Here is an 18,052-nt window from a genome sequence, read left to right on the forward strand (position 1 = left end):
CTCCTTGAGTTCTTGTCGGAAAACGGACGGCTAAACGTTCATTAAACTCCCAGAAGGCTGGAACGGCTCGATCCAGTCACTGCCCTGTGATCTCAAACGGCTTGGTAAACAGGCGGGAAAGCCCGGTGACCGACATTCAGATTGTGTGCCAGTTTTCATACTCGCGGTGGTTTCAGGCGGTTACAAAATGAGAGCTATGGTGCAGCAGGCCTCCTGTAAAGTATGCCGACACAATCGGTCAGCGCTCGTTCAGTTTGCTGCGGGTTGCCAGGCGCCCCTCCCGCCGGATTTCCGCATTCGCGAAGCGGCGTTTCTGGTCCTCGGTGTCCGGTTTCACCGCCGGCACATCAATCGGCTTGTCGTTCTCGTCCAGTGCTACGAAGGTGAAAAACGCCGACAGTATGTGCCGGCACTCTCCGGTGTAGCTGTTTTCGGCCTCTACCCTTGCCCCGATCTCCATGGAAGAACCCCAGCTGCGATTGAGGGCGAGGTTGAACAGCAGGGTGTCGTTACCCTTGGCGGGTGCACGGAAGTGAATGGAATCCACCGCAGCCGTTACGCAGACATGCCCGGAGTGCCGTTCCGCGACCACCAGCGCCAGACGGTCACACTTGGCCATGATCATGCCGCCGAACACTGTCTGGTGTGAGTTCATGTCGTTCGGGAACACCTTGTACACATGTTGGTCGATGGCGGATGCGGAAACCGGCCTGGCAGGTCTGGGTGGCATGGAATCTCTCCCTTTCATGGATGTATCGCTACTATACCGCCCGGAGGGTCTGATTAAAGCGCTCAAATCAGGTATGTTGCCATAAGGACCAGGCGTCAATGGAAACAACGGGAGAGGCAGGGTTGAGTACAGATCAGGTAGTCGTATTCACAGTGCTGGCAGCCACACTGGGCCTGTTTGCCTGGAACCGGTTGCGGTTTGATGTGGTTGCCATGCTGGCATTACTGGCAATCGCCATTGCCGGACTGGTGCCCACCAAGGACCTGTTTGCGGGGTTCGGACACCCGGCCGTGGTAACGGTAGCCGCGGTTCTGGTACTAAGCCAGGGTCTGGTGAACGGTGGCGTAGTGGATAATATCGCGCAGTTGCTGGGCAAGGTTGGCCATCGTCCGACATTGCAGATCCTCACCCTGACCGGCGTGGTAGCACTCTGTTCCGGGTTCATCAATAACGTGGGTGCGCTTGCGCTGCTGATGCCGGTGGCGGTATGGATGTCCCGGGAGTCCGGGCGTTCGCCATCGCTGCTGCTGATGCCGCTGGCGTTCGGTTCGCTTCTCGGCGGCACCATGACATTGATAGGCACACCGCCGAATATCATCATCGCCAGTTACAGGGAAGGGGCTGACTCGTTCGGTCTGTTTGACTTTGCCCCCGTTGGCGCTGCCATCACCCTTGCCGGCATTGCCTTTATAACCCTGGTCGGCTGGCGGCTGACGCCACAGCGGGGCGGCGAAAGTGATGATGATGACAAGCTGTTCAGTGTTGGCGACTACCTGACAGAGCTGAAGATCCCGGAAGGATCCCCCCATGCCGGAGCCACACTCCACAACCTGCTGGCGGAAGGTGGCGAAGACGGGGATGTGGTGGTGCTGGCACTCGTCCGTGATGACAAGCGCCAGCTTGCGCCCTCAACCTACAAGGTCCTGAAGGAAAACGATCTGCTGCTGGTGGAGTCGGACACCGAGAGCCTGCAGGCGTTTCTCGACAACACCGGCCTGGAGCTTGGCAGTCAGGACGAGGAAGAGGATGAGTCGGAAAACGAAGAGCAGGAGAAGGACCGAAAAAGCCGCAAAAAACAGCTCAATGAAGGGGAGGTGCAACTGACCGAGGCAGTTATCACGCCCGATTCCTCGCTGGTAGGGCAAACCGCCAATCGTCTTAACCTGCGGGAGCGCTACGGTCTCAATATCGTTGCTGTTGCCAGGCAGGGGCAGCGGCTGAAACGCCGGCTGGGAGACATACGCTTCAACGCCGGCGATATCCTGCTGGTTCAGGGGTTCGAGGACACGCTCGCCGGCACACTTTCCGATCTCGGTTGTCTGCCACTGGCGGAACGCGGTCTCCGGCTGGGATCACCCCGTAAAACCCTGCTCGCGGCGGGCATCTTTATCGCCAGTATTGTGACCATCGTGAGCGGCTGGCTGTCGCCGCCCGTCGCGCTGGTCGCCGGTGCTGTCGCCATGGTGCTGGCGAAACTGATCGATGCCTCGGGTGCCTATAAGGCCATAGACTGGTCGGTGATTGTATTGCTGGCCGCAATGATCCCGGTGGGGCAGGCCCTGGAAACCACCGGTGGCGCGGAGCTGATCGCCGCGCAGATGCTGGCGGTGGGTGGCGGCCTTGCCCCCTGGGGCGTTTTGGCCATGGTGCTTGTCGGCACCATGCTGATCTCGAATGTGGTGAACAATGCGGCCGCGGCCGTGCTGGTCGCTCCCATTGCCCTCAGCCTTTCCGCGGAACTGGGCATGGCGTCCGATGCCGTCTTGATGGCGGTGGCGGTTGGGGCCTCCTGTGCATTCCTGACGCCCATCGGACATCAGTCCAATGCGCTGGTGATGGAGCCGGGTGGGTACCAGTTCGGTGATTACTGGAAACTGGGCCTGCCGCTGTCAATTCTGGTGACGGTAGTGGCGGTGCCCATGATCCTGCTGGTATGGGGCTGAATCAATTCTGGAATCGATGGCAAAAAAATCATCCATCTGGCGGTTTGCTGTCGTATCCTGAGGGCATCAGGACTGCAGGCCATCATAATATGGGGCTGTTCGTATCTGGGACGTGAACGGCGTATTTGGAGAATGACTGGCGTGGACAAGACAACCCTGTTGGCAGAACTGGAAACCGCCCGGCAAAGAACCCGGGCATTAGTAACATCGTTGCCGGAAGCAAAACTGGATGTGCCTTACCATCCCGGCGTAAATCCGCCCTTGTGGGAGATGGGCCATGCGGCTTTCTTCTACGAGGTGTTTGTGTTCAACCTGCTGGACGGCACGCCCAGTTATAATCCGGCCATGGACGACCTGTGGGACTCTTTCCATGTAGACCACCGGGATCGCTGGTGCCGGGAACTGTTTCCCGGCCGCGAGGAAACCCTGGCCTATTTCGATACCATCTACGATCGCGTGGCCGACCGCATCCGCAGCACACCGCTGACGGATGAAGATCTGTATCTTTATCGCTATGCCATTTTTCACCAGAACATGCACATCGAGTCCCTGATCTGGTGCCGGCAGACCGTAGGCTACCCGCCCACGCCGGATTTCACCAATGAGCGCGTGGCGCCGGGGGACAGTATCACCGGCGATGCCATTATTCCGGCCGGGCGATGGCTGATCGGCATGCCGGGTGAGTCCGGGGATTACGCCACCTCCGATTTTGCATTCGATAACGAGAAGCCACGGTTTGAGGTGAAACTGGAGTCATTCGCCATCTCCCGCCTGCCGGTATCCAATGGTGAGTTCCTGGCGTTCGTGGAAGACGGCGGCTATCAGCGCCCGGACCTGTGGTCTTTTGGCGGTCGTAAATGGCTGCAGACCGAAACCGATGTGTCGCTGGTTCATGGCAGCCCGGAACCCGTTCTGCGTGCGCCGAGACACCCGCTGTACTGGCGCTGGCATGATGATCAGTGGCAGGAGCGGTTCTTCGATCAATGGCTGCCCCTCAATCCCGACGCGCCGGCGTGTCATATCAGCTATTGGGAAGCGGAAGCCTGGTGCAACTGGGCGGGTCGGCGGCTGCCGACGGAGTACGAATGGGAGGTGGCGGCGCTGGGCAATCGCCCAGGTGAGCCGTTTCGTCGCTTCCCCTGGGGCAATGACAGGGTAAGCCCGGAGCATGCGGATATGGGGGGGCGGGCCATGGCCCGCAATCCGGTCCGGGATTTCCCCGCCGGAGATGGCCCGTTCGGGTGCCGCCAGATGATTGGCAGCGTGTGGGAATGGACCAGCAGCCAGTTTTTCCCGTATGACGGCTTCAAGACCGATATGTATCCGTTTATGTCGACACTGCAGTTCGGAGATCACAAGGTCACCCGCGGCGGCAGTTGCGCGACTTCGCCAAACCTGATTCGCGGAACCTATCGCCAGGCCTACCTGGCCCAGAGAAACGACGTCTATACCGGGTTCCGCACCTGTGCACTCCCACAGGCCTGACCGTATAACCGCTGAGGATCAGCCATGAATGTGTATGAAACCGACGAGCAGCTTAGCCAGTATCTGGGGTTCCATTTCGGGGAGAGCTATTTCGGTGTGGGCAATTACCCGGCCCGCTGCGCCACTATCTGCCAGGAACTGATGGCGGGCCGGGACAAGCGCAGGGCGCTGGATCTGGGCTGCGCTGTTGGCCGCACGGCTTTCGAGCTGGGCCGCGTGTTTGAAAAGGTTGTCGGTGTGGATCTGTCGAAAAGCTTCGTGAATGCGGCGCACAACCTTCAGCAGGATGGTGAAATTGACTATTTCCGGCGGGACGAGGGTGAACTGGGAGCCCGGGTTACCGTCAGCCTTGAGGAGCTCGGACTGGCAAGAAGCTCGGGCCGGGTATCTTTTGCCACGGGCGATGCCTGTCAGCTGGGGGAGGAGCACCGGGATTACGACCTGATTTTCGCCGGCAACCTGATCGACCGGCTCCAGGATCCGGGCGCGTTTCTGGGCGATATTCACAATCGCCTGGCCGAGGGCGGTACCCTGGTGATCAGCTCGCCCTATACCCTGATGGAAGAGTTCACCCCCCGGGCCAACTGGATTGGCGGATTCGAGCGTAACGGCCAGCCGCGAACGGTACGGGACGGCATGCGGGAGATCCTGGCCAGTCGTTTTGAGGAAATACAGCCGCCGCAGGACGTGCCGTTCGTTATCCGGGAAACCCGCCGCAAGTTCCAGCATACCATTGCCGAACTGAGCGCCTGGCGCAGAATTCGTTAAAGTAGCGAGCGAATGTCGCTCAGTCCCTGCGGGTGAAAAAGGCGGTCTGGGTGGGGTGGCCGACATCGGGTACAAATTCCCCGATGCCGCCGAAACGCACCTCGTAGCCATTACGTTCGGCCACGCCCCGGGCCCAGCGCTGGAACTTGAGCCGGTCCCATTCAAACTTGTGGTCCTCCTCGCGAAACTCTCCGGGCGCAAGGTCGAACAGGGGGTTGTATTCCCGGTTGGGTGTGGTCATGAACAGGCTGCCCGGCCGGTATTCCCCGAATACGGCCCGTTCAACCCGTGAAAGCTGCTCAGGCCGGACATGCTCAATGGTCTCCACCATGGCGGCCGCTTCATAGCCTGCCAGAACCGGATTGCTTTCGGCATAGGATCCCCGCACCAGGTTTATTCGCCCAGACTTTGCATCCAGGTAGTCCGCCAGAATGGCACGTGCCTGCTGCAGGGAAACGCCAGAGTCCTCGAGCCCGGTCACAACATCGAACTGGTCATCCGCCAGCAACCGGTAGAGCAGTGAGCCCGAGCCGCAGCCAAGATCCAGAACACGCCTGGCACCGGTGGCCTTTATCGTTCTGAACACAAAATCCAGGCGCTCCTCGTGCAGGGAGGTCATCTGGGTCATGGTGTTTTCATTGGAACCCATGGCTTCGTACATCAGGTTGTTCCTGCGGTTTGTGACGGTATCGCGGGCCGCTGATCCCGCAGATGGCTGGCCAGCGCCACACCGGTTTCGCTCATGGTGAGATAGGCTTCGTCGGCACCGGCTTCGCGGATCTTTTTGGCTTCATCGGCGTACATGGTGTGGGCCACGATATAGCCGGTAAACCCTTTACGACGCAACATTCGGGCGGCGATGAGCTTACCCTCGATGTCGTTCATGGCCAGGATGACTGATTGCAGTTCAGGCATATAGAGCCCCTGCCAGAAGGTGTTGTCCTCGGCATCGGCAAAAACAACATTACGTCCTGCAGCCTGGTGCTTCTGCGTTTTAGCGGGATCTGAATCCAGCCCTATCAATTCGGGCTCGGTTTGCCTTAGCCAGTCGTAGGCCGCGGTGCCGGTTCTTCCCATGCCCATGACCAGAACCCTGGTACTACCAAGGGAGATCGGTTGTTCATCCGGATGATGGGTCTGGCCTTCAAATTTCACCAGGGAACCGGACCAGCGTTCATAAAGGGAATGAGCGTATCGGTTAAGAGGCGCGGAAATCACAAAAGACAGTGACACCGTGATTGCCAGGGGGATGAGCCATTCCGGCAGTGCCACGCTGGCGACGATGAGACCAAACTCGCTGTAATTGGTCAGCGATAACGAACTGAGAAAGCTGCTGCGGGCGCGGAGACGGAACAGTATCAGCAGGAAGAAGAACAGCAGCCCTTTCAGTGGCAGAACAATGGCCGCCACCAGCGCAAATACCAGTGCCTGGCCATCGGGCAGGCCACCAATGCCAATCTGCAGGAAGAAGCCCACCAGGAAGACTTCTTTCACACTCCAGAGGGACTTTGCCAGTTCCTGGGAGCGGGGATGGTTGGCCAGCATGGCGCCGAACACCAGGGCGCCCAGCTCCGAACTCAGCCCGACAGCTTCAAAACCCAACCCGCCGACAACCAGTGCCAGCAAGAGCCCAAGAAGAACCAGCAGTTCATCATGGCCGCTGGCATCCAGCAGCTTGAACAGCAGGGGCCTCAGCAATGGCAGGCCAAATACAATCAGCGCCCACTGGGACGGTGTCTGGCCTGCCGCAAGGCTCATCACCACCAGTGCGATCAGGTCCTGCATGATCAGGATGCCGATGGCGACGCGGCCATGGAACGCCCGTAGTTCCCGCTTGGTTTCCAGTACCTTGGCCGCCAGCACCGTACTGGAGAATGACAGGGCAATCGCAAGCAGGAATGCGGTCTGCCAGTCCAGCTCCATCAGCAGATAGAGCCCCGGGGTGAATACGGCACAGGTAATACCGAAATGCAGCAGGCTGCCTCCGATGACCTCGGGGCTGACGATGGAGCGGAGCTTCAGTTTCAGACCAACGGTAAAAAGCAGCAGCAGCACGCCCAGGTGGGCGATATGCGCCAGCACATCGGTTGCTTCAACAGCGATGTTGGCAGCCGCGGCGATGCCGCTGAGCACAAAACCGGCGGCAAGGTAACCCACCAGAGGAGGCAGGCCAACTGTCTTGACCAGCAGACCGAGGACAAAGGCGAAGGAAATCCAGATGGCTTCAGGCATGGTTAATTCGCGGTTGGAAAAAAGGCTAGGCCAAGGCTACCTCGTTTCAGCCAGAAATTCACGAAACAACTCGGCGGATTTTTCCGGCACTTCCACCATTGGAGCATGACCCACACCGTCCAGCAGAACCTTGCGGGCATCGGGAATCCGGTTAACAAACACGTCGGCATTGCGGTAGTTGATCACCCGGTCTTCCTTGCCCCATATCACCAGAACCGGTGCTTCGATGCGGGTAATGGCCTCACGAAAATCCTGCTCGTATACGCTGTCCCGGATGGCCTCGAAAATCGCCTGATTGACCTCCCGGTTGGCGATGGCCTTCTCTTCCATCACTTCATAAATGGGCCAGGGAACGAAGGGTTTTCTCTCCAGGGCAAAGTCGATCAGTCTCTCGAAATCCCCCTCTTTGGCCGGGATCAGGGGATTGTCGCCTTCCATCACCAGTTCCACCAGTTTGCTGTCGTATTCGAGAATGCCGGCAGGGTCGAACAGCACCGCGGAGCGAATCTGGTCGGGATAGGTCGCGGCATAGAGTGCGGTGATGGCACCGCCCATTGAGTTCCCCATCATGTGGGCTTCATCAATATTCAGAGCTGCGAGTATTTCTGACAGGTGGCCAACCTGATCCTCGAATCGGTAACCCAGATCCAGCGACTTGCTGCTGTCACCATGACCGGGCAGATCGATTGCGTAGACGTTGAACTCATCGGTCAGTTCCCCTGCCAGCCGGGTCCAGTTGTCCTTGTTGGCGCCAAAGCCATGGATGAGCACGATGGTTTCGCCATTCACCGGTTCTTCATTGCTCAGATACGCGATGGTCATGTTATCCACCGAAATTGTGGATGCCTGCAGCCCCGCTGCTGAACGCTCCCAGCTGATGGCATTTTCGTAAAGGGTTTGACGCGAACAGGCACTGAACAAAAGCGTCGTGACCAGCAGCGCGATCAGGGGGAAGCTACGTCTGGGTAGCATCAGGGGCCAACTCCTTGCGCAAGGGCTTCAAACGTCCGTTTGCGGAAGCGCTTACACTACCCCAAAAAAAGACCCGGTCAAGGACCGGGTCGAAGGATTGCCGAGTTAACCCGTTGAGTAACGGGATTTGTCCCTTTCAGACATCAGAAGTCGACACTCACGCCAACATAGCCGGTGCGCGGCAGATTGGGACGGGCGCCGTCGGGGGAGCGGGCTACAATCTTCTGATCGTCGAACACGTTGGCTACTTTGGCGAACATGCGGGCGTTGGACGTCAGTGCGTAGCTGCCGGAAAGATCCACAACCGTGAGCGACTCGGTTTCGCTAAAGGTGTTGTCGTCGCCGCGTTCGCAGGTATTGTCAATGCACATGCTGTCGACGAAACCAACATTGGCGTAGACATCCCACTGATCGCCCTGACGCAGGCCGGCACGCAGGTTTGCGACGTGCTCTGGCAGGTAGGTCAGGTTGTCGCCTTTCAGCACGCTGCCGTCATCCGCCGTTTCGGTGATCTCGCCGTCGGTGAAGGTCCAGTTGGCCTCAACCGGTACGCTGAGGCCGTTGGCCAGAGTGAATTCGTGGCCGATCAGTGCCTCGATACCCTGCACCCGGGATTCACCCTGGCTGAAAGAGCCGGCGGTGGCATCGTTGGAGCAGGGTGTGGCAACCGAGCAGTTTTCGACGGTGTTGGAGTAGTCGCTGTAAAAACCGATCAGCTCGGCGCGCGTTGCGCCCCGGCTGAAGCGGGCGCCCAGCTCGTAGTTGACGCTGATTTCAGGCTCAACGTTGTCTTTGCTGCCGGGGCTCGCCGGTGCCATGCCGCGGTGCACGCCGCCAAGCAGGGTAATGCCGCCGTCCAGATCGTAGGTAGCGCCAACACCCGGAAGCCATTCAGAAGTGTCGTTGTTGCGCTCGCGATCGACGGTGGTTCTGGCCTGATCAGAGTAGCGGGTTTCCGTGGTTTCGATGTCCTCGTAACGAAGCAGGGTGGTGACTGTGAGGCGATCGTTTACATCGATTCGGTCAGCAATAAAGCTGCTCCAGGCCTCGGCTTCCTCGATACGGTTATTGCTGGAGCTGATGCCGGTGTCCAGGGTTGAAGACTGGAATGCCAGGGTCGGGCGGCCATTGGATACAACCTGCTCGTAGGTATCCACAGGCTGGAAACGGTCCACTTCGTCTTCATGGTAGCGGGTGCCAAAAGTGATCCCATGGCTCATCCCTGCCAGTTCGGTATTCCAGTCCGCCTTGAAATCCAGGCCCTGGGAGACGTATTCGCGGTTGTTGTTCTTGATATCGAATTCAAGGTTCGTCTCGCCCCGAAGCTTTGCCCGAGCGGTTACATCGCCGGCATTGGCGTCATCAATCAAGCTGCCCAGGCCGGCGGCCTTGTACCAGTTACGTTCGAATTCATTGCGATAAGCGGTGGTGGTAAGGCTTACGTCATTGTTCAGTTCCACCAGGTGACGGGCCATATAGCCGTTGCGCTTGGTGTCCATGTTGTCGCGCTCGGAGGCAAAATATCGCTGGTTGGGGTCGGCGTCAAAATCCTCGTCAGTCAGCCCGAGGTAGGTTTCATTGCTCAGCTCCTCGCTGTAATCCACCTTGAGATCCAGCTGATGATAAACGTCGGCACTGAGCGGGCTGTTCAGGCGCAACTTGGCCACGAAGTCCTGCTTGTCGAAACCTGTTTCCCGGTCGGAATCACGGATGTCTTTAAAGCCGTCGGTTTCCTGCTGGTGGGTTTCCACCACAAAACCCACCTGTTCGCGGCTGGCACCGTACCAGGCGTGTATCCGCTTGCTGCTGTCCTCGGCGATTTCTGTGGTGACGTTACCGGACGCTTCCTGGGGAATGGGCGTGGAGCGGAAGTTGATGGCGCCACCAACGGTCTGCGGTCCGTAACGCAACAGGTCGGGGCCCTTGAGCACTTCCACGCCGCTCATGCGCCCGAAGGACGGAAAGTAATAGGCCGCGGGCGCGGCGTAGGGTGCCGGCGCCATCAGCACCCCGTCCTCCATCAGCGTTACCTTGCCGCTGCGGCCGCTGCCGGAGCCGCGAATGCCGATATTGGGTCGCAGGCCGTAGCCGTCTTCTTCCTGAAAATATACACCGGGCACCTGGCGTGCGACCTGATGGACATCGGTGTACTTCATGGTATCCAGTTCCTCATCGGAAACCACGTGGGCGGAACCCGGAAGCGCGGAAGCTGAAGCCTCATCGCCGATGATAACGAGTTCGTCCAGGCTCTGCTCCTGGGCCATGGCAGGCACCGAGGCGGAAATGACTGCCAGGGCAAGCAGGTTTCGGGAAAAAGGCGTTGGCATGTTGCTCTCCTGTTACAACGTGTTTAGGTAAGGCGGGCAACTATACAAACGATAATCATTAACAACAAGTAAAAATTATCATTAAGTTCTTGTTCATGGTGGCTTGCGGAACTGTTTGTGAAATCCATCAAAGCATCTACTCTGTTTACCGGTTGCCAGTCACAAACACCACGAGGTTGTCGTCATGAAAATTCGAGCCGCTGTTCTGCAAGCGATCGGGGCGGAGCGTCCGTACCAGGACACCAGGCCCCTGGTGATCGAGGAGCTGGAACTGTCTCCGCCCGGTGATAATGAAGTGCTGATTCAGGTCAAGGCAGCCGGCCTCTGCCATTCCGATCTCTCTGTCATTGACGGCAACCGACCCCGGCCAGTGCCTATGGCTCTGGGCCATGAAGCAGCCGGTATCGTGGAGAGTGTCGGCAATGGCGTCCGCGACCTCAAAGCAGGGGATCATGTGGTTGCGGTATTTGTGCCTAGCTGTGGTCATTGCGCCCCCTGTGCGGAAGGGCGCCCGGCCCTGTGTGAGCCGGCAGCAAAAGCCAATAACGCCGGTACCCTGGTCAGTGGTGAGCACCGGCTGCATCGGGCAGACGGCACGCCGGTGAACCATCATCTGGGGGTGTCTGCCTTCGCGGACCATGCTGTCGTGTCGCGGGATTCGCTGGTCAAGGTAGATGCCGGCCTGCCGCTGCACCATGCTGCGTTGTTTGGTTGCGCCGTGCTGACCGGCGTGGGTGCCGCGATAAACTCCGCAGATATCAGGGCGGGGCAGGCGGTTGCGGTGGTCGGCCTGGGTGGTGTTGGGCTGAACAGCGTTCTGGGAGCTCTGGTAGCCGGTGCCGGAGAGGTGATAGCCATCGATCTGGATGACACCAAACTGGCATTGGCCAAAGAGCTTGGTGCCACCCACGCTTTTAATTCCGGGGAAGAAGGGTGCGTCGATAAGATCAAGGCACTGACCAACGGCGGTGTCGACTGTGCCATTGAAATGGCCGGATCCGAAAAAGCCCTGGAATTCGCCTACCAGATCACTCGTCGCGGCGGCACCACGGTGACCGGCGGGCTGGCCCACCCGGAAAAAAAGGTGTCTATCCAGCAGGTCAGTCTGGTGGCGGAGGAACGCACACTCAAGGGGAGTTACGTGGGCAGCTGTGTTCCGGTACGCGACCTTGCCCGTTATGTCAGCCTGTTCCGCCAGGGCAAGCTGCCGGTGGACAGATTACTGAGCGATACCCTGAGGCTGGATGACATCAATGAAGGTTTCGAGAAACTGGCCTCCGGTAAGGCCGTTCGTCAGGTAGTGCTGTTCGATTAGGCCATTTTGCGATAGAGCTGCTGAATGGAGAAATTTGTGGAACGAGATGAATTTGGCATTCTGTACCCTGTCACCACCCGGTGGATGGATAATGATATCTATGGGCATGTGAATAACGTGACCTATTACTCCTACTTCGATACCACCATCAACCGGTACCTGATTGAGGTTGGCGGGCTGGATATCAATAATGCGCCGGTGGTTGGATACGTGGTCAGCTCCAGCTGTCAGTTCAGCAAACCGGTGGCCTACCCGGACGCCCTGGAGGCCGGGCTCCGGGTGGTGAGAATTGGAAACAGTTCAGTGACTTACGAGCTCGGACTTTTTCGGAACGGCGATGTTGAAGCGGTAGCGGTTGGCCAGGTTGTCCATGTATTCGTCGACCGCGGACAGGATTGCGCTGTTGCGATTCCGCAAAGCATTCGTGAGGCGCTGGAGCGGATCCTGGTTTCCTGACTCGCAGTCATCGGCAGGTGCATCTATCACCAGAAAGCCCTGCAAGACCGGGCTTTCTGGTGATACTTTGATTCACGTGCTGGCGGCGTTCTCCCGGGCGATGGCCCGATACGCAATGTCGTTACGGCAGAAGACACCTTCCCAGTGGATCCGTGCCGCGACCTCATAGGCGCGCTTCTGGGCGTCGGTGACGGATTGCCCAAGTGCAGTGGCGCAAAGTACACGGCCACCATTGGTCACCACCTGCTCACCGTTGAGCCGGGTTCCGGCATGGAACACTTTCTCACCGGCAGTTTCTGTTTCGGGAAGCCCCGAGATAACATCTCCCTTATGATAGCTGCCAGGGTAGCCGCCCGCAGCCAGCACAACGCCTACGGCAGGGCGTTCATCCCAGTCCGAGCTGCACTGGTCGAGTCTGCCCTCGATAGCAGCCTGACAGAGTTCTACCAGGTCCGATTTCATGCGCAGCATGATGGGCTGGGTTTCCGGATCGCCAAAGCGGCAGTTGAACTCAATGACCCGGGGAGCGCCGCTGTCATCAATCATCAGGCCGGCATAAAGGAAACCCTTATAGGGATGGCCTTCCGCCGCCATGCCGCGAACGGTGGGATGGATCACCTCGTCCATGATGCGCTTGTGAACATCAGGCGTGACCACCGGCGCCGGGGAGTAGGCACCCATGCCGCCGGTATTGGGCCCGGTATCGCCATCGCCCACGCGTTTGTAGTCCTGGGAAGTGGCCATGGGCAGCACGTGCTCGCCATCCACCATGACGATAAAGCTGGCTTCCTCGCCTTCCAGAAATTCCTCCACAACAACACGGCTGCCCGCATCACCAAAGGCATTGCCTGCCAGCATATCGCGGATGGCGTCTTCGGCTTCTGCCAGCGTCATGGCAACGATGACGCCCTTGCCTGCGGCCAGGCCATCGGCTTTCACCACGATAGGCGCGCCCTGGCTGCGAACGTATGCAAGTGCCTGGTCGACATCGGTGAAATTGGCGTAGGCGGCGGTGGGAATCTGCTGGCGTTCCAGGAAGTCCTTGGTAAACGCCTTGGACCCTTCCAGTTGCGCCGCGCCGGCACTGGGACCAAACACCCGCAGGCCACGCTCTTCAAACAGGTCGACAATGCCGGCCACCAGGGGCGCTTCCGGCCCGACGATGGTCAGGCCAACCCTGTTGGCAGCGGCAAAGTCTGCCAGGCCATTGAGGTCCATTACGTCGATGTTGATGTTCTCCAGGCCGGGTTCCCGGGCGGTGCCGGCGTTGCCGGGGGCGACAAAGACACGGTCGCCACCCGGGGATTGCGCGGCTTTCCAGGCCAGGGCGTGTTCGCGGCCGCCGGAGCCTATTACGAGAATGTTCATTGCTGTATTCCTTTTTGTCGGATCACGCTGGCGCCCCATCAATGCCGGAAATGGCGCATCCCGGTGAACACCATGGCAATGCCATGCTCATTGGCGGCATCAATGACTTCCTGATCACGCATGGAGCCGCCCGGCTGGATAACCGCGGTTATGCCGGCCTGTGCGGCGGCATCAATGCCATCCCGGAACGGGAAAAAGGCGTCGGAAGCCATAACCGAACCTTTTACTTCCAGGCCTTCATCAGCCGCCTTGATGCCGGCGATTTTTGCGCTATAGACCCGGCTCATCTGGCCGGCACCGACACCGATGGTGCGACCGGCCTTGGCATAAACGATGGCATTGGACTTGACGTATTTGGCCACTTCCCAGGCAAACAGCAGGTCGTTCAGTTCCTGCTCGGAGGGCTGTCGCTCGGTGACGACCTTGACGTCTTCCATGGCCACCATGCCCAGGTCCCGGTCCTGCACCAGCAGGCCACCGGTAACCCGCTTGTAGTCCAGGGATTTTGCGCGCTCGCCGTCGAACTCGCCACAGGCAAGCAGGCGGACGTTCTTCTTGGCAGCCACCAGCGTCACAGCTTCCGCCGCGATGGTCGGGGCGATGATCACTTCCACGAACTGACGGTCGATGATGGCTTGAGCGGTCTCTGCATCCAGCTCGCGGTTGAAGGCGATGATGCCGCCAAAGGCGGACGTGGGATCGGTGGCAAAGGCCAGGTCATAGGCCTGCCGGATATCCGCGCCAATGGCCACACCACAGGGGTTGGCGTGCTTGACGATAACGCAGGCCGGGTCAGCGAAAGGTTTGACGCACTCCAGTGCGGCGTCGGTATCGGCAACGTTGTTGTAAGACAGTTCCTTGCCCTGAAGCTGCTTGGCAGTGGCAATGCAGGCTTCCCTTGGCTGGCGTTCGGTGTAGAAGGCCGCACGCTGGTGCGGATTTTCGCCATAGCGCATGTCCTGGACCTTCACGAACTGGGTATTGAAGGTGCGCGGGAACTCGGCGTTGTCATTGTCTGCAGTGCGGCCGCCCAGGTAGTTGGCGATAGCACCGTCATAGCCGGCGGTGTGCTCAAACGCTTTTACCGCAAGATCAAACCGTGTTCTGTAACTCAGCTGGTCGTCGTTGGCCTCGAGTTCTTTCAGTACCCGACCATAGTCAGAGGCATTCACCACAATGGCGACATCGTTGTGGTTTTTTGCCGCGGCACGAACCATCGTGGGCCCACCGATGTCGATATTCTCGATCGCTGTGGCCAGGTCGCAGTCCGGTTTGGCCACGGCCTCCTCGAAGGGGTAGAGATTCACAATCACCATGTCGATGGTATCGATCTTGTGCTCTGCCATCACGGCGTCATCGGTACCGCGTCGACCGAGGATGCCGCCGTGGATTTTCGGGTGCAGGGTTTTCACGCGGCCATCCATCATCTCGGGGAAGCCGGTGTAGTCACTTACCTCTGTGACCGGTACCTGGTTTTCCTGCAACAGCCGGAAGGTGCCACCGGTTGAAAGTAACTCGATGCCGCGGGCAGTCAGCGCACGGCCGAATTCTACGATACCGGTCTTGTCAGACACGCTGATCAGCGCGCGACGAACGGGGGTATTAGCCTGATTTGCCATGGGTCACTTATTTCTGCTGGTATGAACGAATGAAGGCCTCGCGAATATTGTCCGGGAGGCCCTCGTTTCAGTCGGGTAGCTGGATTATAGCAGACCGTACTGCTTAAGCTTCTTGCGCAGTGTGCCGCGATTCAGGCCGAGCATGGTTGACGCTTTCGTCTGGTTGTTGCGGGTGTACTTCATCACCTGCTCCAGCAGCGGCGCTTCCACCTCCGACAACACCAACTGATAGACCTCGGTAACCGGGGCGCCATCAAGCTGGGCGAAGTAGTTTTTCAGGGCAACTTCCACGCTGTCGCGCAGGGTAACGGTGTTGCCGCTGCCATTTACCGTCTGCAACTGATGGATGTCATCGTTGGCGGGTTGGGTCAGGTTGTCTTTAGCCAAAGTCTCGGCGGTCATGCTGCGAATACCTCTCCATTTCGTAAGCCTGCAAAATACTGTTGAATACTGTCTTTCTGCTCCAGCGCGCAGTCGATGGCGTTGAAGCGTTTGCGGAATCGTTTGTCTTCGTCATGGGACTGGAGGTACCAGCCCACATGTTTTCTGGCAATACGCACGCCCATGGTTTCGCCATAAAAGGTGTGCAGTGCCCCCAGGTGTTCGCTGAGTACCTGTTCCACTTCATCTATCGGTGGTTCCGGCAGGTGCCTGCCCGTTTCCAGGAAATGCAGGATTTCCCGGAAAATCCAGGGCCGGCCCTGGGCACCGCGACCAATCAGCAAACCATCGGCGCCGGTATGGCTCAGCACCTGTTCCGCCTGTTCCGGCGAAGTAATGTCACCGTTGGCAAATACCGGAATGCCTACCCGTGATTTTACCTCGGCGATGGTGTCGTATTCCGCTTCCCCCCTGTAGGCGTCCGCGCGGGTGCGGCCATGGATGGCCAGGGCCTGTATGCCGGCGTCCTCAGCCATCCGGGCTATCAGGGGCGCATTGCGGTGCTCCCGGTCCCAACCTGTGCGCATCTTGAGGGTGACCGGGATATCCACGGCAGCCACGACGGCTTCCAGTATGTCCCGCACCAACGCCTCATCCTTCATCAGTGCCGAACCGGCGGCCTTGTTGCACACCTTTTTGGCCGGGCAGCCCATGTTGATATCGATGATCTGGGCCCCGAACTCGGCATTCAGCCTGGCGGCGTTTGCCAGCATGTCCGGATCACCGCCGGCAATCTGCACCGACCTGGGCTCGGGTTCACCCTGATGGTTCATCCGCGTCTGTGATTTGCGCGTGTGCCACAGTTTGCTGTCCGCGATAACCATTTCCGAGACTGCCAGCCCGGCACCCATTCGCCGGCAAAGCAGGCGGAAGGGGCGATCGGTCACACCCGCCATGGGGGCAACGATCAGCGGATTGGGCAGGGTGTACGGCCCGATTTTTGCCGTCGGCAGCATGGTCTGAGTCCGTGTAACAGCGGGTTAAGCGAGCGTCGAACTGATCGGTTGCTCAATAAGTAACCGATCGGTTTCGAAGGGCGGTAATGATACCGCCGGGAGGGATGCTATTGAAGGGGCGAAGTCATGAAAAAATTGATTATTTTTCGTTCTGTCTGGTTGACTTTCAGGCAACTCGATGGAGTTCCGCATTATTTTGCAAGTGAGGACTTGCTTACTCAGGATTGGCGCGGAAGGCGATATTGTAGTTCACCGCATCTCTGCCGGGGTCGCGGATATTAATCATGATCCTCACTGGCGTATCGGTGGGCATGGCCTCCATTCCCTGACCTTCCCCCGCGAGATATTCCTCCGGTGTGAACACGCTCTGGGCAACCACATCGCCATTCAGATTGGAAAAGGTCAGGGCAATGGCCGGGAAAGGCTGCTCGAACGATGCCCGGTTGATAATGACGGCGTCGACGACCAGTTGGCTGCGATCCTCGGGGTTGGTTCTTACCACCAGTTTGCGGCTCTGTATGGCGTCAACATTGATCAGCGGTTTCAGTTCGCATCCGCTAATTTCGCAGGCCTGTTCATAGAAGGGGCGTAGCTCGGGTATGGAAGACAGCCGGTCGAACTGGAACCAGGTCACCTGTGCAACCAGAACGCCGATCAGGGCCAGTACCACCAGGGTCCAGAGGGCTGTCCTGAGGCGCCCACCTCCGTTACCGCCAACCGAAACAGGCTCTCTGCGAAGATCTGTATACGGCGAGCTGGCGGTGATGGGCTCGTTATCGGAGACCGGTCCGCTGTCATAGTCGAACGATGACGACTGCGGCTGGTCGACGTAAAACTCCTCGGGTTCGTCCGTAGGTTCCAGGCTCGGGTCTTCTCGCGGAGGGCTCCTGTCTGGCTTGCGCTGCGCCGGGGCTTCTGCTTGCGTGTGCTCTGCCGGCCCCGGGGTAGCAGACTCCGGTCCTGGCGAGGAATCATCGTCGGACAGCATTGCTTCTGCCCAGCTTTCGTCTATTTTTTCCTGATTTTCGTCGCCTTCGCTCTCAAAACTGCTGCTCTTGCACTCATCAACGCTGCGGAAGCTGTCGCTCAGTTCGTCATCGGAGAACGTCAGCTTGGTGCCGGCATACGGACCTTCAGCGGCGTCTTCTTCGGGATTGTCCGCAAAAATCAGATCGTCCTCAGACGTAAACCGCTGGTCTGCCGGTTCGTCCTGGTTTGCCGGCGCCTTGCTGGGGTCGCTCGTTGCGCTGGAAGTGCTGTCCCCGACCTGATGTTCAACCGCATTGAAGACAGCCATACAGTTGCCGCAGCGCACTTTGCCGCCAGCTACGCCAAGCTGGGCGTCGGTTACCCGAAAACGCGTTTCACACTTCGGGCATCGTGTCTGCAGGCTGCTCTGGGTCATGCTTCATTCCTGTAAGCGACATCGCTACGAGTCAC

Annotated in this window: 15 protein-coding genes; 5 read left to right on the forward strand and 10 right to left on the reverse strand. The window is 58.8% G+C overall.

Going from position 1 to position 18,052, the window contains the following annotated elements; translation table 11 throughout:
* Positions 1-238: 238 nt before the first annotated feature.
* Complete coding sequence (locus DIT71_RS01345) at positions 239-730, reverse strand: acyl-CoA thioesterase (protein WP_114611403.1); 492 nt, start codon at positions 728-730, stop codon at positions 239-241.
* 122 nt (positions 731-852) lie between these two features.
* Between DIT71_RS01345 and DIT71_RS01350 the strand changes: the two genes are divergently transcribed.
* The 3 genes from DIT71_RS01350 (at position 853) to DIT71_RS01360 (ending at position 4,926) form a co-directional block, all read left to right on the forward strand.
* Positions 853-2,673, forward strand: coding sequence for an SLC13 family permease (locus tag DIT71_RS01350; RefSeq protein ID WP_114611774.1), 1,821 nt, complete (start codon positions 853-855; stop codon positions 2,671-2,673).
* A gap of 141 nt (positions 2,674-2,814) precedes the next feature.
* Positions 2,815-4,158, forward strand: a complete 1,344-nt coding sequence (senA, locus tag DIT71_RS01355; protein WP_114611775.1) for a selenoneine synthase SenA — start codon at positions 2,815-2,817, stop codon at positions 4,156-4,158.
* A gap of 24 nt (positions 4,159-4,182) precedes the next feature.
* A complete protein-coding gene (locus DIT71_RS01360) occupies positions 4,183-4,926 on the forward strand; it encodes a putative 4-mercaptohistidine N1-methyltransferase (protein WP_114611404.1) in 744 nt (247 codons plus the stop codon).
* 19 nt (positions 4,927-4,945) lie between these two features.
* Here the strand turns inward: DIT71_RS01360 and DIT71_RS01365 are convergent, their stop codons facing one another.
* The 4 genes from DIT71_RS01365 to DIT71_RS01380 all read right to left on the reverse strand — a co-directional run bounded on the left by DIT71_RS01365 (position 4,946) and on the right by DIT71_RS01380 (position 10,457).
* Positions 4,946-5,587 (reverse strand): methyltransferase domain-containing protein, encoded by a 642-nt coding sequence (locus DIT71_RS01365; RefSeq protein WP_114611405.1) that lies wholly within the window; start codon positions 5,585-5,587, stop codon positions 4,946-4,948.
* On the reverse strand, positions 5,587-7,158 hold the full coding sequence (locus DIT71_RS01370; protein ID WP_114611406.1) for a cation:proton antiporter family protein: 1,572 nt from the start codon (positions 7,156-7,158) through the stop codon (positions 5,587-5,589). Before DIT71_RS01370 ends, DIT71_RS01365 begins: the two co-directional genes overlap by 1 nt.
* A 36-nt stretch (positions 7,159-7,194) precedes the next feature.
* Complete coding sequence (locus DIT71_RS01375) at positions 7,195-8,130, reverse strand: alpha/beta fold hydrolase (RefSeq protein ID WP_114611407.1); 936 nt, start codon at positions 8,128-8,130, stop codon at positions 7,195-7,197.
* Between the two features lie 143 nt (positions 8,131-8,273).
* The gene (locus DIT71_RS01380) at positions 8,274-10,457 is read right to left on the reverse strand and encodes a TonB-dependent receptor family protein (protein WP_114611408.1); all 2,184 of its coding nucleotides are present in this window, start codon (positions 10,455-10,457) and stop codon (positions 8,274-8,276) included.
* Positions 10,458-10,641: 184 nt separating this feature from the next.
* Between DIT71_RS01380 and DIT71_RS01385 the strand changes: the two genes are divergently transcribed.
* Both DIT71_RS01385 and DIT71_RS01390 read left to right on the forward strand, forming a co-directional pair.
* On the forward strand, positions 10,642-11,772 hold the full coding sequence (locus DIT71_RS01385) for a zinc-dependent alcohol dehydrogenase family protein (protein WP_114611409.1): 1,131 nt from the start codon (positions 10,642-10,644) through the stop codon (positions 11,770-11,772).
* A gap of 24 nt (positions 11,773-11,796) precedes the next feature.
* Positions 11,797-12,228 carry an acyl-CoA thioesterase gene (locus tag DIT71_RS01390; protein WP_114611410.1) on the forward strand — a complete coding sequence of 144 codons (432 nt, stop codon included), beginning with the start codon at positions 11,797-11,799 and terminating at the stop codon, positions 12,226-12,228.
* 72 nt (positions 12,229-12,300) lie between these two features.
* Here the strand turns inward: DIT71_RS01390 and purD are convergent, their stop codons facing one another.
* The 5 genes from purD to DIT71_RS01415 all read right to left on the reverse strand — a co-directional run bounded on the left by purD (position 12,301) and on the right by DIT71_RS01415 (position 18,017).
* Positions 12,301-13,596, reverse strand: coding sequence for a phosphoribosylamine--glycine ligase (gene purD / locus DIT71_RS01395; RefSeq protein ID WP_114611411.1), 1,296 nt, complete (start codon positions 13,594-13,596; stop codon positions 12,301-12,303).
* Between the two features lie 38 nt (positions 13,597-13,634).
* Entirely contained in the window at positions 13,635-15,215 is a 1,581-nt protein-coding gene (gene purH / locus DIT71_RS01400; RefSeq protein ID WP_114611412.1) for a bifunctional phosphoribosylaminoimidazolecarboxamide formyltransferase/IMP cyclohydrolase, read from the reverse strand.
* A gap of 84 nt (positions 15,216-15,299) precedes the next feature.
* Positions 15,300-15,617, reverse strand: a complete 318-nt coding sequence (gene fis, locus DIT71_RS01405) for a DNA-binding transcriptional regulator Fis (protein WP_114611413.1) — start codon at positions 15,615-15,617, stop codon at positions 15,300-15,302.
* On the reverse strand, positions 15,614-16,612 hold the full coding sequence (gene dusB, locus DIT71_RS01410; protein WP_114611414.1) for a tRNA dihydrouridine synthase DusB: 999 nt from the start codon (positions 16,610-16,612) through the stop codon (positions 15,614-15,616). The genes fis and dusB overlap by 4 nt, the downstream gene beginning before the upstream one ends.
* A 214-nt stretch (positions 16,613-16,826) precedes the next feature.
* Positions 16,827-18,017, reverse strand: a complete 1,191-nt coding sequence (locus tag DIT71_RS01415; RefSeq protein ID WP_114611415.1) for a DUF3426 domain-containing protein — start codon at positions 18,015-18,017, stop codon at positions 16,827-16,829.
* Between the last annotated feature and the right edge of the window lie 35 nt (positions 18,018-18,052).

It is taken from the genome of Marinobacter vulgaris (genome assembly GCF_003344045.1).
Taxonomy (GTDB): domain Bacteria; phylum Pseudomonadota; class Gammaproteobacteria; order Pseudomonadales; family Oleiphilaceae; genus Marinobacter; species Marinobacter vulgaris.

Bases quoted from the DNA above. Each gene is read 5' to 3' on its own strand.
- DIT71_RS01345 (WP_114611403.1), bottom strand. From the start codon at position 730: ATGCCACCCAGACCTGCCAGGCCGGTTTCCGCATCCGCCATCGACCAA.
- DIT71_RS01360 (WP_114611404.1), top strand. From the start codon at position 4,183: ATGAATGTGTATGAAACCGACGAGCAGCTTAGCCAGTATCTGGGGTTC.
- DIT71_RS01365 (WP_114611405.1), bottom strand. From the start codon at position 5,587: ATGTACGAAGCCATGGGTTCCAATGAAAACACCATGACCCAGATGACC.
- DIT71_RS01370 (WP_114611406.1), bottom strand. From the start codon at position 7,158: ATGCCTGAAGCCATCTGGATTTCCTTCGCCTTTGTCCTCGGTCTGCTG.
- DIT71_RS01375 (WP_114611407.1), bottom strand. From the start codon at position 8,130: ATGCTACCCAGACGTAGCTTCCCCCTGATCGCGCTGCTGGTCACGACG.
- DIT71_RS01380 (WP_114611408.1), bottom strand. From the start codon at position 10,457: ATGCCAACGCCTTTTTCCCGAAACCTGCTTGCCCTGGCAGTCATTTCC.
- DIT71_RS01385 (WP_114611409.1), top strand. From the start codon at position 10,642: ATGAAAATTCGAGCCGCTGTTCTGCAAGCGATCGGGGCGGAGCGTCCG.
- DIT71_RS01390 (WP_114611410.1), top strand. From the start codon at position 11,797: ATGGAGAAATTTGTGGAACGAGATGAATTTGGCATTCTGTACCCTGTC.
- purD (WP_114611411.1), bottom strand. From the start codon at position 13,596: ATGAACATTCTCGTAATAGGCTCCGGCGGCCGCGAACACGCCCTGGCC.
- purH (WP_114611412.1), bottom strand. From the start codon at position 15,215: ATGGCAAATCAGGCTAATACCCCCGTTCGTCGCGCGCTGATCAGCGTG.
- fis (WP_114611413.1), bottom strand. From the start codon at position 15,617: ATGACCGCCGAGACTTTGGCTAAAGACAACCTGACCCAACCCGCCAAC.
- dusB (WP_114611414.1), bottom strand. From the start codon at position 16,612: ATGCTGCCGACGGCAAAAATCGGGCCGTACACCCTGCCCAATCCGCTG.
- DIT71_RS01415 (WP_114611415.1), bottom strand. From the start codon at position 18,017: ATGACCCAGAGCAGCCTGCAGACACGATGCCCGAAGTGTGAAACGCGT.